The sequence below is a fragment of the Alcaligenes sp. SJTW-7 genome (genome assembly GCF_047716895.1).
Lineage (GTDB): Bacteria > Pseudomonadota > Gammaproteobacteria > Burkholderiales > Burkholderiaceae_B > Alcaligenes > Alcaligenes ammonioxydans.
On sequence record NZ_CP136682.1, the window covers coordinates 2,014,582 to 2,030,192 of the forward strand.

Below are 15,611 nucleotides of genomic sequence, written 5' to 3' on the forward strand. Positions count from 1 at the left end.
TCAATGGTCCATCAACAAAGCGCTGGCCAGATTGGCCAGTGAGTGATCCAGATACAGATACAGCACCAGCACCAGCAGCAACGGTGCCAGCAGCAGCGTCACCGTGTATCCACTGGGCCGCCCCGTCAATCGCCCGGCTGGCCGCGGGGGCGTGGCCTGTCCGGTACCCGACTGCGGAAACAGCGCCTGTCCCGCCGCAAAACCCGGCATGCCCTGCTCATGACGTATCTGCTCGAGCAACTGCACTCGCCAGGACTCAAACTCACCGGGCGCGCGCGCCGCATATTCACCCTGAAATCCGGCAACCAGCACCAGGCCGTACACCTCACGCACCTGCGTGGCATTCTCGGGCAGGGACTGCAACCGTTGATAAAACTCGCTGCCAGCGCGCGTGGTGGCAAAGTAATGACGCTGCAACGGCGTCAAACGCCAGTGTCCGGCCCCGGGCCAGGGACTGGTCATGGCCGCCTCGTCAATCCAGGCCACAATCGCAAACAGGGCGGCACCGACCTCGGCCTGTTCATAGCCGCGCTCACGGGCGCGCGCGCAGGCCTGATCCAGCGCCTCGATCAACGCCGCACCGCTTTGGGCTGCATCGGCTTCCTGAGAAAAGTGAGTACGCGCCTGACGCATGACCGTCAAAAAGAAAGAAGCCAGGCTACTGTCCTGTATCATGGGCATCGCGCTCACCATTTGCTGACAATCAGTTCAATCTGCAGGTTCTCGGGCGCGCCCAGCGCAACCAAGGACACTGCGCGTGTCTGCTCCAGTGCCGCCCAGCCCGGCGACATGGGATCGATGTAGCAGTACAAGGCTCCCGGGCGACGAGGAATGCCACGTGGCGGTTCGGCCAGTTTGAGCAGCTCGACCCCTCCCAGCGAATGGGTCACCAGCAATTCAACCTGATCGGGAGCACACAGCTTGAAGTCGCCCGCCAGCGATTGCAAACGCTCTTGCTGCTCGACTCCGGCATAGGCCACCAGGTGGTAGCGTTGCCGAGCGGCAAAAAACGCGTCCGGCAGCTCAGCCTCGTACAAGCCGGCGCTGGCGCCAACAGGCTGCAAACGGATCAGCAATTCAGGAGCCGCAACAATTTCATTGAGCAAGGCGCTGATCAGGGTGCTCATGGCGTGAAACCCCGCTGCCAGATCTTCGTGCTGATACGGCGGGGCCAGCACCTTGCCGTCCCGGGTCTCGCCCATCATGTCGTAGCGCTCCGAGAACGTGGACAGCTCGCCGACCAACTGCCGCAACAAGCCGTAGACCTGCCAGGGATGCGTCTGCGGAGCCTCCAGCACATGATTGAGCATGGGGCCATAACGATTGAGCACCTGCAAAGCCACCAGCAAGCTCAGGTGGTTACCGTCCAAATCCTCCGCCCTGCCCAAGCCGCCAGGTTTAAAGACTTCCAACTGCCGTGCGCGTCCGGTCAGCTCGTCGCGGATGCGTCGTATCGTCTCGATCAGCCAGGGACTGGCCGACAAATTCAGGCTGGGGGGGATGTACTGGCGCTGCAAGCGCGCCTGATCGCCGTCCTGCTCCAGCCGCGCCACAGCCAGCAGTTCATAATGACCCAGCTGAGGCAATTCCTCGTCCCAGAACACGCGCAAGACGTAATTCATCAAGTCCAGTTGCCCCTCAGGGCCCTGCGCGTAATCATCCGCCACCGTGACCGGATCGGCAGCCGCCACCATGCGCGTGCTCACCGTCTGAGCCTGGCCCGGATCGTCAACCACACTCACATTGGCCTGGCCAGGCATCATGCGCCGCAGTCCAAGGTACACCGTACGGCCAGTGGCCAGATCCGCCAGTTCAAAACCGCGCGACTCAATCACGGCATTGCCGGGATACTGAATGAAACTGCCGTCGCGCAGCCGCGCTGTTAAGGCCAGCACCCTGAAATCCAGCGTCTGCAATGCCGCCTCGTCCAACTCCAGTTGCAGCACACCCCATGGGTACGGCTGAGTCTGGGCCATGAATAAAGCCAGACGCTGGTAGAACAGATTGTCGTTATGCTGGAAATGCTGGGGCTGCAAAAACAGACCCTGGTGCCAGAAGATCGGTTGCAAAGGATGAACGCTCATGAAATCTCTATGGGTGTTGGTGACCGACGGGCCAGGGGCCCGCTGCCGGCAAGGTGGCCGGGGGCGGAATGACAGTATCAGTCTGACTCTCGATGATGGCTTGCGGGCCCAGCCGCAGACGAATACGCAACGGCTCGGGCCGGGCCTCGTACTCACGGAACATCAGGCCATGGCTGTCAAGCTTGGCGCCAAACTGATAAAGACGGGTGCTGCGGGCGGGGTCCAGGTGCTGATAGCCCAGCGCGACGGCGACGTAACGGGCCTTGTCCATGCGTGCCAGCCGGATGCGCCGCTTGACGCCCGGCTCGATAAAAATACGATCCAGACTGAGCAAACCCGTCGGCGCGCTATCGGCCATCAACAGACTGGAGAGCTGATCGGGGCTGCTTGAATACGGCTCAAACACTGAGGGTTCGACCATCTGCGCCACCACCATCAGCACCGTATGCGCCTGCCCTCCCCAGGTGTTCAACTGTGGGTCGGCATTGACCTCCAGCACCAGCGCATCACGCTCGTACTCCCACTGCAGATCCTTCAAGGCCTCGTCCTTGGACTTGGTCTTGAACATGCCGCAGCCGGTCAACACCAGTGCGGCCAGCAAGACCAGCGCGGCGCGGCGACCCATACGAACACTATGACTGTGCCTCATCCTCAGCTCCCCACCATCACCGTACTTTGACTAGGGCTGATCACCGTCCCGACCGCATTGACCGGCATGCCGTTGTGGCCCGTCATGCAGCCCATCCGCACAGCCGGTTTGCCACCCACCATCACCGTCATGCTGCCGTTCATGAACTGCACTTCACCTTTGATTCGATTGCTGGCTACGCCGCCGACGGTGCCAACCTCATCACCGCTGCTCATCATGATTTTGCTGGCCTGATTCAAAGCCGGCATATTGACCACCAGCACATTGCGCACCAAGCCCGAGGGCTGGGCCATCTGCGTCGTCGCCAGATTGGGAAAAGGCGTAGGCACGGGACCGGCCGGAGTCGGCACCTTGCACACATCGGGAATTGCATTGGCCTGCGCCCCGCCATTGTTGAGCATGAACATAAATAAAAATCTCCTTGGCAATACCGGGCCTAGCCCAGATGCACCTGCTGGCCGTCCACGACCACACGTTGGGCGCCACGCAGCTCAGCGCTGCGGGCCCGCACACGCCAATCCCGCTCGATGACCAGCCGTTGAGAGGCAGCCGCATAGTCATCGTGTCCCGCCACACGCGTAACGCGCTGACCAGCATGTAGCTGGCTCTGGCCATCGACCTGCTGACGCTGGCCGCTATACTCCTGCCGCTGTGCAAAATAGCTGTGCAGGGACTGTCCGGCCAGATGCACGTTCCGGGCCTGTAACAGATACTGTTCCGCCTGTAGCGCCACATCCGCCCCTTGCAGCACTACGGCCTGCGCCGCTTGAAAATGCAAACCGCCGCCAGTCTGGACACGGACGCTGCCAGCACTGCGCACCACGGTATCAGCGGGCAGATGCAGCTGCGCCGTGTGACCGGAGCGCTCCAACACCGCCAGGATGTAGGCCTGCCGCCCATCGAACGTCAGCAAGACCAGATCGCCTACTTGTGGCTGCAACAGGCAGGAGGCTGCCAGCGGTGCAAAGCAACTGCCCATCGTGCCAAGCACGCCCCAGCGCTGGCCGGCCTGGACATAGACTTTGGCCGGCACGGTTTGCCACTGAGCGACCTGCGAGGGCTCCTGCGCGATGGACGGCTGCTCAGAACCTGAACTCAGACAAGACATCTGCATCTCCTTTTTATAGAGCCGACAAAGTCCAGCGCGCGTCGGCACGCCAGCGCTCGGCCTGCAGGCGTGGGATATCGTCACCCTGCAGATCTTGCTTGTCACAGCCATCCCAGCACACCTGATGCAGATCGGCTCCGTGTACGCGCATGCCTTTGGCCTGCGCGCTGCTCAGATCAGCCCCTTGCAAACGCGCATAGCTCACATCGGCATATTCCAGACAGGCGCCCGACAGGCAGAGCCCTTGCGCATGCGTATGCCCCAGTCTGGCCTGTGCCAGACGGGCTCCGCGCGCACTGGCCTGCGGCAAGCGTGCATAATTGAATATGGCCCCCTCCAGACGGGCCCCGTCCAGGCAGGCTCCATCCAGCGTGCTGTAAGCCAGCGACAGAAACGGAGCCACAATCTGCGACAGGTCGGCTCGCTCCAGATCACAATGCTCAAACGCACATTGTTCGAAACGGCCTTGTGCCAGATGCGCGTGCGCCAGACTGGTGCGACGCACCTGAACCTGAAACCACTGCGCGGCCACCGCCTGCAAGCCAGCCGCCTCACAATCCATCCATAAGGCCGGCCCGATTTGCTCGGGCAGGCGCAAGCCCCTCAGATCGCAGTGTTGCCAGGTCACGCCGTGCATGAGTGCCTGACTAGCCTGCACCTGGCTCAAATTGCACTGCAGCCACCAGCCATCGTCCAAAGAGGCCGCGCTCAAATCCGCGCCGCTGAAATCGCAGCGCTCAAAGTGCGCCCGGCTCAGTGCGGCCCCGCTCAAGCGCGCCCCCTGGAACTGGCAGTCGACCAGCACCGCATCCGATAAATCACAGGCGCTCAGATCGGCACCGCGCAGGTTCAATCCGTCCGCCCGCAAACCGTCGAATTTCAAACCACTATATTGACCGCCGGACAAATCCAGATCTCGAATTGGGCCCTGTTCGATCAGGGCCAGCAACTGCTCTGCACTCAAACTCATCGTGATTTACCTCCTTGTGTGTGTCGGGCCCAGTCAGGCAAATGGCCTAGCAGCGCCCCTTCCAAGTCCACGCTACGCACTGTGGCACTGCCCAGTTGCGCTCCATACAGATTGGCTCCACGCCAATCGGTTTGGTCAATCAAGGCGTAATCAAACGCCGCATCCAGAAAATTGGCGCCGGGCCAGCGCGCTCCTGTCCAATTCACTTCTTTGAAAATGCTTCGTGCAGCTTGCACCTGCCAGCCCGTCGCAGCGCGTAAATCGCAGATCTGTAAAAAAGCATCGCTCAGATCAGCCTGGTCGAAGCGGCTGCCGCCCAAGTCACTGTCCTGCATACTGGCCCCCCGCATATCGGCAGACCGCATATCGGCCTCACGCAAGATGCAGCCACTGTCCAAGCGCACATCGGCCATCTGCGCGCCCACCCAGTCCACAGCGTGGCCCTGCGCGCCGGAAAAAGTGGCGCCCCGTAATACCGCTTGCGAGAAACACGCCCGATCCAGCGTGCATTGCGACAGATCAGCGCCATCCAACTGTGCGGCATGCCAATTACTGCCTGCCAGACGGCAACTCGTCATTCCCAGGCGCTCGGCCTGTGCCTGGGCAAAGCCGCCACCTTCCAGCGAGCAGTTTTCCCATTGCCCAGCAGCCAGTCGGGCCGCGCTCAGAACAACGCCCTGCAAATCACAGTTCTGTAAACGAGCACCGGTCAGATTCAATGCATCGATCCTTTTGCCCGCCAGAATGCATGCTTCCAACACGGCGCCGCTCAGATCGGCCCCGTCGAGCTCCACACCCCGCAGATCCAGCCCCATCAGATGACACCCGCGCAGGCTATGGCCCGCCTGTCGGTGGGCATGAAATTGCTCCAGCGTGTCGATAAACTGCTGCGGTGCTCCTTGAGCAGCCAACCCAGCCTGCAACACGGCCAGCTCGGCAGCCAGACTGTCCAGACGCTGATCCATTTCGGCCAACTCAGCGTGCAGGCTAGTCCCTTGCTCCTCCAAGGCATCAAAGGCGGAAGGCGGCACATCGGCCCAACCGGCCTTGGCAGCCTGTATCTCGGCCAGCATGTCCACCGGTCCGGAGGTCGAGGGGGCGCGAGGTAATTGCGCCAGCGCCAGCAAGGGCTTTTCATCCAGCTCCAGACGCGTGGCCACGTCCTTGACCTGCGTCAGCAACTGGTCCTGTCCCTGTTGCAAGGCATGTTCGATGCTTTGCAGCGGATCGCTATCCTCGGCCTTTTCGCTCAGAACCAGAGCGGCCAAAGGCGCAATGCGCGGCAAGGAAACCGGGCTGTACGGAGCCAGACGTTCTTCCATATCCGCAATCCAGGCATTGCCCTGCGCTCGACCTTGCTCCAGGCTGTCCTGCAACTGGGCCAGGATCTGCGGGTCCGCCTGCGACGCGTCGGCCATCTGCGGCAGGTCGCTCAACGGCTCCATCTCTTTGTCCTGCGGTGTTTCGTGCGCCATACCCTGCGCACCAGCGGCTGCATGCAGCGCTGTCCAACGTGCCTGCAGATCAGGCAGGCTGCCAGCCGGCTCGTGCGCGTACTCGGTAAAGACTGCCGCAGCGGCAACATCGGCCGCATCGGCACGCTGGACCGGGATGCTGGCCCGATACAGCATCAGGACACGTTCATCTTGAGGAAACAGCCACACTGTATCCAGATCAAGGACCGCCTCCTCAATCCGTTCACTCCCTTTTCTGCGCAGCAGCAAACGGGGGCGCAGGCCTGGCAGGCGGCCCGACACTTCCGGTCGTTGCGGATGCATCCCCTGCACACGCCAGGACTCCGTGCCTTGCCAGTAACCATCCCGTACCTGATCCTGAGGAAAAGCATCGAACAATCGCGGATCAGTATCATCAGGCAGCCAGGGAAAGCGCTCTTTCTCCCAGCGTTCATCCACCGTCCCCACCCAACGCATGCGTGAGCCAGCGCCAGCGGGCAGACGCGTCAATATCGCCGGCCCCCATCGGTCAGCCGGCGAAAGCACCGGCGTATCCGGATGTTCGGTATGAGGCAGCAAGACACCCTGCGCCTGCTCCGGGTCTTTCAACCACCCGCAACCGTATGGGTTTTCGTTGTAGCCTGCGCCACCATACGCCTGGCGCAAGGTCAAGGGCAGCGACTGAAACGGCTCGGCAGCACTGGCACGCCAACCTGCCAGCGTGTGTTGCCAGCGACGCGTGCCATGCACATGGAGGGTTTTTTGCAAGTGGCCCAATTGGACCTGGACCGCCATGGCCGTCGTGTGCTGCCCAGGGGGCGCCCAGGCCTGTCCCGCTACGCCATAACTGCCCCGTGTCTTTTTCAAACCCGCATCAAAGGCCTCATCCGGAAAATGCGCCAGCAACCACGGCCAGGCCTGGGCTTCGGGCAGGCATCCGCCCGCTTGCCAGACATAGCCCAAGGTCACCACCCAGCGCGCTTGCCCTGCCTGGGCATGGTAGGCCTGCATCAGCAGCACATCATCGGGTTTGTCGATATCCATAGGGGCAATGTTCCTAATTGAGCTTCACAATGCCGTTGGCCTTGATATTGACCGAGGCCGTGCCATTGATGCGTACGTTCTGGCCGGCCACATCAATCATGGGAGCCTTCATGTAAACCACCGTGTCTTTCACCTTGAGCTGCCCCGTCATGGACATGGATTCCAGAATCACACCGGCATTACCCGCTTTAATCACGACCTGAGCCTTGCTGATCTTGATCTTGGAGATCAGGACTTCCCAGGACAGCAAAGACGTGGGCGCTCCAGTTACGGAGGCATTGCCAGCGACCAGCGTATCGATTCCTCCGGTTCCCACGACATACTTGATTGTGCGGCTGGTCAGCGAGTAGGCATTGGCCACCGTAATGGACTGCTTGCCATAGGTGCCCTCCATATCCACCACCTTGGTGCTTTGACTGCGCACCACCCGTTTCTCGGCCCCCAGGATGATCTTCTTCTCATCGCCTTTGGTAATGCGGCTCTGATCGCTCAACTCGACTTTGGTGTAGTCGCGCAGATCCAGCTCCTTGGAGCCGCTATACTTGATCCCCACGCTATAGCCCACGGTAATGCTGCTTTTGAGCGAGGCTGAGGCACTGACTTCCGCGCCCAGCGACGTGGATATCTTGATGGGATTGACATTCAGCAGCGAAATATCCAGCACCTTTTCCGGTGCCTTGAGGTAGGACAGATCAACCCAGCCATCGGTCCCTTCCTTGACCTTCTTGGCCGATTGATTGATCTCATCCATCAGTTCTTTGAACTTTTCGCTGGACGTTTTTTCCTTCTTTGCCTCCGTCGTATCCTTCTTGTCTCCGGTATCCTCGCCCGCTGCCTCCCCTTCTTTTTTGGGTTCCTCAGATACGGACTTGCCTTGCTCGAGCCTGTCCAAAGCGCTATCTAGTTTGGCCAGCAGGGCTTGCAACTGCTTTAAGGCCCCATCCAGATCAGGCTGCCCGCCTGCCGTGGCCTGCGCATTCTTTTGCAGTTGGGCCAACATCTGCGCCAACAGCGCCCGTTTGGCCTCCAGGGCTTTCATCTGCACGGGCGCGGTAGCCGTCGGCAAGCTGGCCTCCTCTTCCAGAAAGTCGGCCATGGCCTGATTCTGTGCCTGCTTTAGGCGTTCGCGCGGTTCGGGATCGGTATCAACATTGCCCTTGTTGCCCACTTCCAGGTGGTAAACACCAGGCACTTGTTGAATGAACGAGCGTCCCAGCAGGCCCATATGCCCCTGTGTACTCAGACGCACGCCCGAGCGATGGGGGCTGGCCGGGTCCGCGCCCAGATGGAAAGTGCTCCCCAGCGTAGGCGAGGACAAACGCGTATGCTGGGCGCCCAGTCTGTCCTCGAACTCCAGAGCATTCTGACCGGCCGTGCGCAAGCCCGGCTGAGTCGCCGTATCCTGATTGCGAATGCTAGGATTTTCTTCGTTTGGAATGGCCGAAACAATCACCGGCCGGTCCGGGTCGCCGCCCAGAAACGACACCAGCACCTCCGTTCCCTTGAGCAAAGGAAAATTCATGCCATGCTGGCTGCCCGCATACGGCGTGGCCATGCGCACCCAGGCGGAGTTGCCACCATCGGGGCGATTCGCATCGACAGGGGCAAACAAAAAGCGTATGCGGTAACAACCGTGCTCGTTGATCTGGGCATATTCGCCCTGGCCTTCGGCCACGACGATCGCGCTCAAGAAGCCAACCACACGGGGCTTGGGAGTGACGCGCGCCGGGCGAAATTGACGCACCTCGGGCAGCACCGTCAAGGAAGCCTGATAAAAAACCTGCTCATGCCCCGCCGCACCACTTTGGCGCGGCAAGGGCTGGCGCCCCTCGTGGCGCAGCGCAATCACAAAGTAGCGCTGGTTGAAATCGTGGCGGAAATGCTCATGCAACTGCACGGGATAACCGGCCCGTACTCCCGGCGCCAAAGCCACACCCTGAAAACGACTACGCTGGCAGGCAATTTCTTCGGCACGCAAGCTCGCCATGCGCTCGCCATCGTCCTGCTTGCTGAAGTGGGCCCCATAGATCTCCACACTTCCCACGCCATCGAACCTGTCTTGTGGCGGCTGCCCCTGCGGGTCGATAGCCGCTTTCATGGTCAGATTCAATGAAGGCTGGCTAACCGAGAAATCCCGCAGCACCACCGAGCGCGGCGACACACTCAGCGCATGATCGAAACGCGAAACCCCAATCCGATTCTGTTCACCGCTCAAGGCACCGGCCGGTCGCCAATACAGGGGGACAGCCTGCCGAGGCTGGTCCGTGCGCTCATGACCAAACACCAGAATTTCATGGTCTGCGCCCTGTTCGAACCAGTAGTAGACGCCCTCGTGCTCCAGTCGCCGCGAGAGAAAGTCCAGGCTGCTCTCCTCGAACTGACAAATAAACGCAGTGCGCGTCGCCATCAACAGGTCGGAGGACAAACGCAGGCAATACTGCGCGCCGGCATCCTGGGCTGGCTCGCCTTGCCGGCTCAGGCCGCACTGCGCCAGTACCATGCGAATGATGGTGCCCAGATCAGGTTTACCGCCTGCCTGTGCATCGGCTTCCATATAGACTCGCGACAGGCGAAACATGCGCAGCAGCGCCATTTGCGGCTCAAGCACGGCTCGATAATGGGCAAAGCCATCATCACGATGCGTCTGCCGCAATTCGGTAATAATGCCGTGCCAGGGCAGCCAACGCTCCTGCGCATCAAGCACGCTCAAGGTAGCACGCGCTCCCAGCAGTTCTTCCAGATCGATATCGTCGCGTGCGGAGGCCAGCTCGATCTCGAAACGATACGGCCGCGACACGGCCTCCTCGCCGGACCAGCGCGTCACCAGAAAAAGGTCAGGATCGGCCAGGCCACAACGGAAGCTGGCCAAGGCCTGTTCGGTATCGTAGTCATTGAGCATGCCTTAGCTCCCCATCCGTATCACCCAGGGCTGCGATGCCTGCGGGCCCACATCTACACTCAAGGCGGTCGAGCCATCACCGTCGGCCATCCAGGCCAACACCCGGTCAGACAGCGCCGGCAACAGGCTCTTGCGCAAAATAAAGTCGATATTGCGCGCGCCACTGTCTACCTCGGTACAACGCGCCGCAATGGCCTGAGCAACTGCGGGGGTAAATTCCAGACTCAACCCATTGCTAACTTGCAAGCGCTGCACGATGCGAGCCAGCTTTATCTGCACAATCTGCGCCAAAGCCTCATCCGACAGCGTGCCGTAGGGCACCACCGTCATACGCGCCAGCAGAGCCGGCTTGAAATGCTGCGACAGTGTCGGGCGGATACGCTCGGCCAGTTCATCAGTCTGCGGCGGGGGGGTCTCGGCCCGGGCGGCCGTCACGATGTCGGTGGCCAGATTGCTGGTCAGGAAAATGACCGTATTGGAAAAGTCGATCAGCCGACCTTCGCCATCGGCCAGCGAGCCTTTGTCAAACACCTGATAAAACAGATTGACCACATCCAGATGAGCCTTTTCCACCTCGTCCAGCAGCACCACACTGTAGGGCCGTTTTCTGACAGCCTCGGTCAGCACGCCGCCTTCGCCATAGCCCACGTAGCCGGGAGGTGAGCCGACCAGCCGGCTGACAGTGTGTTTTTCCTGAAATTCGCTCATATTGATGGTGGTCAGCGCCTGCTCACCGCCGAACATCTCATCGGCCACCGCCAGCGCTGTTTCTGTCTTGCCCACCCCCGAAGGACCGACCAACAAAAACACGCCCAGCGGCTGGCGCGGATCGCGCAAGCCGGACTGCGCCGCCTTAAGCACCTGGGCTATCTGCGCGAGGGCCTCATCCTGACCCCGGATGCGCTGACACAACTGCCCCGCCAGTCCCAGCACGGCACTGGCCCCATCGCGCTGCATCTTGCCCAGTGGCACGCCGGTCCAGTCCGAGACCACCTGCGCGACTGTATCGGGCCCGACCTCCGTAAACAAGAGAGGGGCATCGCCCTGCAGGCGGCACAATTGCTCGCGCGCCTGGCTCAACGCCTGGGTCAAATCCTCGGGCGACAAGTCCGGTTCCACCGCCGCATCACCGTGTTCAGGTCCGGCCTTATCGGGGTCTGCCTGCAAGCGGGCCAGACGCTGTCGCAAATCCAGGACCTGCTCGGCAGCTGTCCGTTCGGCCTGCCAGCGTTCGACCAACGCATCCAGATCCTGTTGGTCCTGCTGCACGTGTGCATCGATCTGCTCAAGACGCGCCGCCTCGATACGATGACCGTGCGCCTGATCGCGTTCCAGGGCCTCACGCTCGCGGGCCAAACCCGCCAGACGACGTTCTATCCGCTCCACCCCGGCAGGCTTGACTCCTAGACTGATACGCACGCGGGCTGCTGCCGTATCCAATAAATCCACAGCCTTGTCCGGCAACTGTCGACCCGTGATGTAGCGCTCCGACAAGGTGGCTGCGGCCTGCAAGGCATCGTCGCGCACGCTCACACCATGCACCGCCTCGTAGCGGCTCTTGAGCCCACGCAGTATCTGCACCGCCGTGGCACTGTCAGGCTCGTCCAGTCGAATCAATTGAAACCGTCGCGTCAGGGCCGGATCGCGCTCGAAATACTTCTTGTACTCGGCCCAGGTGGTCGCGGCAATGGTGCGCAGCTCACCACGCGCCAAGGCCGGTTTGAGCAGATTGGCGGCATCGCTGCCACCGCTGGCGCCACCGGCGCCAATCAGCATATGCGCCTCGTCGACAAACAAGATAATGGGCTGCGGTGAGGCCTTGATGGCATCAATCACACCACGTAGCCGTTGCTCAAACTCCCCCTTGACGCTCGCCCCGGCCTCCAGCAGCCCCAGGTCCAGGCCCAGCAAGCGGGTACCGCGTAAAAACTCCGGCACATCGCCTTGCTCGATGCGCAAGGCCAGCCCCTCGACCACCGCTGTCTTGCCCACGCCGGGCTCACCCACGCAAATGGGGTTGTTCTTGCGACGACGCGCCAGAATGTCGATCATCTGGCGGATCTCATCGTCACGCCCGAATACCGGATCTATCTCACCGCGCGCCGCCTTGGCGGTGTAATCTTCGCAAAACCGCGCCAGTGCGCTATCAGCGGCCGAGGTCGCCGTGGGCGGTGCCCCCTTGGACGCGTCGAGCGGCTCGTAAGCCTGCTCAGCCGACGCCCCGGTCCAGGCGGCAAACTGCTTGTGCAATTGCTCACTGGAGAGGGCACGCAAACTCTCGCCCCACGGTGTACCTGCGGCGTAATAACCCAGCCGCATCAACAAGGCCAGCAACACGGCACCACTACGCACATGGCGGGCCCCCAGATTGACCGAGGCGACCAGCCAGCTATCTTGCAAGCACTCCGTCAGCATGGGCGAGAACACCGGGCGCCCCGGATTGCCGCTTTTGAAGCGTGCCAGTGCATCCTCCAATTGGGCGGCCAGTCGCAGGCTATCAATCTGGCTCTGGGCCAGAATGTGAGCCAGATCGCTGCCCGTCTCGCTCAGCAGGCGATGCAACAGGTGCTCAATGCTGATTTCATAATGCCCCCGTGCCAGGGTCAGGCCTGCGGCAGACTCCACGGCCGCTGTGCACAAGGGATTGAGCCTGGCAAACAAAGGCTTTAAGTCAACGAGCATCATGATCATCGTTCTCCGCAGTAAAAAGATTCAAGCCGAAACGCACCGGCCGCTCGGCCAGTACGCGGCTACGGCCTTGGCCCAGCCATGTATTGCATCCCAGCCGCTGCCAACCCCGGCCCAGACAGGCCCCCTGGCGCTGCTGCGGCTCCAGCCACAACTGCAGCTCACACTGCAGCGGAGCCTGTAAATACCAGGCCACGGTGCGGCTGACCCGATCAAACAAGGGCGCACCCGGCAATAAGTCGTGAAACAACTCGGCCTGCAAAGGGCCAATTTCGATATCGGCATTGCCGGCGCAATCGAGCACCTGTTCGCCCAGCACACTGTCCTCACCCAAACTACAGGCCTGTCCGCCCAAGCGGCTGCGATAGACCGGGGCAATGCGGACAAAGCGCGGTGCACAGGGGTGGACCCGCACCGGCAAGCCCCCCAACAAACCTGCCAACAGGCTTTGCAAACCCAAGGCGGAACGTGACTTCATGCCCAGATTGCCGGCAAAAGGCAGGAGCGCTTGCGCATCATCCTGGCGCTCAGGCGTCTCACGCAGCCCTACCAGGGCATATAGCTGGCGCAGGCGCTGGCCGTCACGACGCTCGTGCACAGCCAGCCAGATGCGATACTTTTCCCAAGCCTGATACAGCAGCGGATAAAGCGCCGCATGCACAATGTCGATAAAGTCGCGGCGGGCCGAATATCCCTGCATCGCCTCTTGAATCAGGTCCTCGGTATAAAACGTGGGCAGCGGCGAGGTCACCCCATACAAGCCAAAGAAATTGGCTTCAATATGAAAACGGCCATCGACACCGCGCTCGATCTTGGCCAGATCCGACTCGGGGAATGCCAATGTCAATGCCGGCCGAATACGCACGCGCTCGCGCAAGGCCGCATCGTCGCCCAGATGCTGGCGCAGCAAACGCGCCGCCTGGAAAAAGCTGTATTGGGGGGCCTGGGTCTGCAAATCCTGCAGCAGCCCAGCCTCTACAACAGGCGTTGCTGACCGATTTGCGCTGGCCATTGCAGCGTCTCCCCATGGACCGTGTCATGCAGCGTCAAGGCGATGAAGGTATTCATCGTGGCGCAGCCGGACAAAAATTCGTTCAAGACAGAACCGAACAGATACAGGCTGCCGGGACCTGAGAAATGATCTCCTGCGCACTCGATGCGAACCGTACTGCCCTGCACAGGCATGCCGCGCACCATGCGCCGCTGGCTTTGCACCTGCACCTGCTGAATAGATTCGATCTGGCGCAATCCGGCGGCCCGCTGCCCGGACTCCCCGCGTTGCTCGGGCAGATACAGCAACAGCAATTTGCGCAGACTCTCGGCGCTGGACAGCGCCATCTGATTGGCCTGCATGTGCGAGAGCACGCGCCAGAGCAAATCCTGCGCCAGATAGGGTTCGCGATAGGAGGTGACCCCGGTGATGTTGGAGAAGGTCACCCGCACCGGCGACCGGTCGGTCGCCTCGCAGATCTCGCCCAGGCGCAGATCATCCGGCCCGTTGCCGTCTGTGCAGCTCAGGCGCAAGGACAGGACCTGCTCACCGTCTTGCGCCAGCCCAGCGCCTGGCAAGCTTAAATAATGCTCACAACCCGAGCCCAGTGCCGAGGCACGTACGCGAATGTGATAGGACTGGGCGCCCGGCACACAGTCGCTGGCCGGCTGATAGCCTTGTTCCAGCCCATCCGCACTGCGCAGGTCCACCCGGTCCACACTGTAAATCTGAGCACCCTGACGCCCCGTGACTGGCCGGATACGATATTCCGGCTGCCGGTGATCCACGTACAAGGGCTGGCCATCCAGGGGGTACAAGTTGACGGCCGGGCTCGCATGCAAGACAAAATTGTCCACACTGACCTCAGGAGCCCAGTCGGGCAGACGGTCAAACTCAAAACGCAACACCAGCCGCGTCCCCTGGCGGGCACGCCAGCGCTCCAGTCCCTTTAGTTCCAGAAAACGCAGCTTTTCAGGCAGGGCAAAATATTCATGCAAAATGCGCCAGGCCGGATGCGCGCCTGCCGGCCAGGGTAATAAAGGATAGGCGGGGTCAAAGCCAAACGGACGCAGACACGCCGGCTCCAGCCGCACCATGCTGCCTTGGGGCGAGCCGACATAGATGGCGCGCGTGTCACGCATAAGAATTCGAAACAAGCCGCTGGCCACCGTCTCGCTGCCGCCCAGCCACAGCCGTAACGAGTTCCCTTCCCATTGAGCGGCGTCCAAGCCTGTCAGAGCCAGTTCCAGCACCAGCGCCGGCACCTGACTGGCGCGCTGACCTGCATCCCAATAGGCGTGTTCCAGACGCAAAGGCTCAACAGCGACCGGATAAATCGCATTGAATACCGCGCGTTCACCGCGCTCGCCGGAAGAGGAAAAAGTCGTACCGACCGGCACCTGCAAGGTTTCACCGGTCACGCTGCGCGGACTGTACTGCATGATGGTCATGCACGGCACCGGCCGCAGGAACTGCGGAAACATCAGTTGCGCCAGACTTTGCACAAACTCAGGAAAATCGTCGTCCAGACGCTGGCGCACAAGCCCCGTCATGAAGGCCACACCTTCGAGCAGACGCTCTACATCCGCATCGACCGCGGCCGCACTGCCCAGCAAGGGGGCCAGAGCGGGATTGCGACGCCCAAACTCCGCGGCCAAGGAGCGCAGATTATGCAGTTCCTGTTCGTAGTATCGATTCAACATTCCCATTTCCCTGGAGCACAC

The 15,611-nt window shown here is 61.3% G+C and carries 11 protein-coding genes; all 11 read right to left on the bottom strand.

Going from position 1 to position 15,611, the window contains the following annotated elements; translation table 11 throughout:
* The 11 genes from RSQ48_RS09025 to tssF are packed head-to-tail and all read right to left on the bottom strand — an operon-like array spanning nt 1 to nt 15,590.
* On the bottom strand, nt 1-681 hold the full coding sequence (locus RSQ48_RS09025; RefSeq protein ID WP_415301705.1) for a DotU family type IV/VI secretion system protein: 681 nt from the start codon (nt 679-681) through the stop codon (nt 1-3).
* A 5-nt stretch (nt 682-686) separates the two neighbouring features.
* Nucleotides 687-2,084 carry a type VI secretion system baseplate subunit TssK gene (tssK, locus tag RSQ48_RS09030; RefSeq protein ID WP_415301706.1) on the bottom strand — a complete coding sequence of 466 codons (1,398 nt, stop codon included), beginning with the start codon at nt 2,082-2,084 and terminating at the stop codon, nt 687-689.
* Nucleotides 2,085-2,091: 7 nt separating this feature from the next.
* Nucleotides 2,092-2,733 carry a type VI secretion system lipoprotein TssJ gene (tssJ, locus tag RSQ48_RS09035; RefSeq protein ID WP_415301707.1) on the bottom strand — a complete coding sequence of 214 codons (642 nt, stop codon included), beginning with the start codon at nt 2,731-2,733 and terminating at the stop codon, nt 2,092-2,094.
* 2 nt (nt 2,734-2,735) lie between these two features.
* On the bottom strand, nt 2,736-3,140 hold the full coding sequence (locus tag RSQ48_RS09040) for a DUF4150 domain-containing protein (RefSeq protein ID WP_240208672.1): 405 nt from the start codon (nt 3,138-3,140) through the stop codon (nt 2,736-2,738).
* 29 nt (nt 3,141-3,169) lie between these two features.
* Nucleotides 3,170-3,841, bottom strand: coding sequence for a DUF3540 domain-containing protein (locus RSQ48_RS09045; protein ID WP_415301708.1), 672 nt, complete (start codon nt 3,839-3,841; stop codon nt 3,170-3,172).
* Nucleotides 3,842-3,854: 13 nt separating this feature from the next.
* Complete coding sequence (locus RSQ48_RS09050; RefSeq protein ID WP_131070585.1) at nt 3,855-4,811, bottom strand: pentapeptide repeat-containing protein; 957 nt, start codon at nt 4,809-4,811, stop codon at nt 3,855-3,857.
* A complete protein-coding gene (locus RSQ48_RS09055) occupies nt 4,808-7,309 on the bottom strand; it encodes a DUF2169 domain-containing protein (protein ID WP_415301709.1) in 2,502 nt (833 codons plus the stop codon). Before RSQ48_RS09055 ends, RSQ48_RS09050 begins: the two co-directional genes overlap by 4 nt.
* Nucleotides 7,310-7,322: 13 nt before the next feature.
* Entirely contained in the window at nt 7,323-10,208 is a 2,886-nt protein-coding gene (gene tssI, locus RSQ48_RS09060; RefSeq protein ID WP_415301710.1) for a type VI secretion system tip protein TssI/VgrG, read from the bottom strand.
* Between the two features lie 3 nt (nt 10,209-10,211).
* Complete coding sequence (tssH, locus tag RSQ48_RS09065; protein WP_415301711.1) at nt 10,212-12,893, bottom strand: type VI secretion system ATPase TssH; 2,682 nt, start codon at nt 12,891-12,893, stop codon at nt 10,212-10,214.
* Nucleotides 12,880-13,908 (bottom strand): type VI secretion system baseplate subunit TssG, encoded by a 1,029-nt coding sequence (tssG, locus tag RSQ48_RS09070; RefSeq protein ID WP_003799826.1) that lies wholly within the window; start codon nt 13,906-13,908, stop codon nt 12,880-12,882. Before tssG ends, tssH begins: the two co-directional genes overlap by 14 nt.
* A complete protein-coding gene (gene tssF, locus RSQ48_RS09075; protein ID WP_059317611.1) occupies nt 13,872-15,590 on the bottom strand; it encodes a type VI secretion system baseplate subunit TssF in 1,719 nt (572 codons plus the stop codon). The genes tssG and tssF overlap by 37 nt, the downstream gene beginning before the upstream one ends.
* Nucleotides 15,591-15,611 lie beyond the last annotated feature (21 nt).

Coding starts and splice junctions, on each gene's coding strand:
- tssJ (WP_415301707.1), bottom strand. CDS start 2,733: ATGAGGCACAGTCATAGTGTTCGTATGGGTCGCCGCGCCGCGCTGGTC.
- RSQ48_RS09055 (WP_415301709.1), bottom strand. CDS start 7,309: ATGGATATCGACAAACCCGATGATGTGCTGCTGATGCAGGCCTACCAT.
- RSQ48_RS09040 (WP_240208672.1), bottom strand. CDS start 3,140: ATGTTCATGCTCAACAATGGCGGGGCGCAGGCCAATGCAATTCCCGAT.
- RSQ48_RS09050 (WP_131070585.1), bottom strand. CDS start 4,811: ATGAGTTTGAGTGCAGAGCAGTTGCTGGCCCTGATCGAACAGGGCCCA.
- tssF (WP_059317611.1), bottom strand. CDS start 15,590: ATGTTGAATCGATACTACGAACAGGAACTGCATAATCTGCGCTCCTTG.
- RSQ48_RS09025 (WP_415301705.1), bottom strand. CDS start 681: ATGCCCATGATACAGGACAGTAGCCTGGCTTCTTTCTTTTTGACGGTC.
- tssG (WP_003799826.1), bottom strand. CDS start 13,908: ATGGCCAGCGCAAATCGGTCAGCAACGCCTGTTGTAGAGGCTGGGCTG.
- tssH (WP_415301711.1), bottom strand. CDS start 12,893: ATGATGCTCGTTGACTTAAAGCCTTTGTTTGCCAGGCTCAATCCCTTG.
- tssK (WP_415301706.1), bottom strand. CDS start 2,084: ATGAGCGTTCATCCTTTGCAACCGATCTTCTGGCACCAGGGTCTGTTT.
- tssI (WP_415301710.1), bottom strand. CDS start 10,208: ATGCTCAATGACTACGATACCGAACAGGCCTTGGCCAGCTTCCGTTGT.
- RSQ48_RS09045 (WP_415301708.1), bottom strand. CDS start 3,841: ATGTCTTGTCTGAGTTCAGGTTCTGAGCAGCCGTCCATCGCGCAGGAG.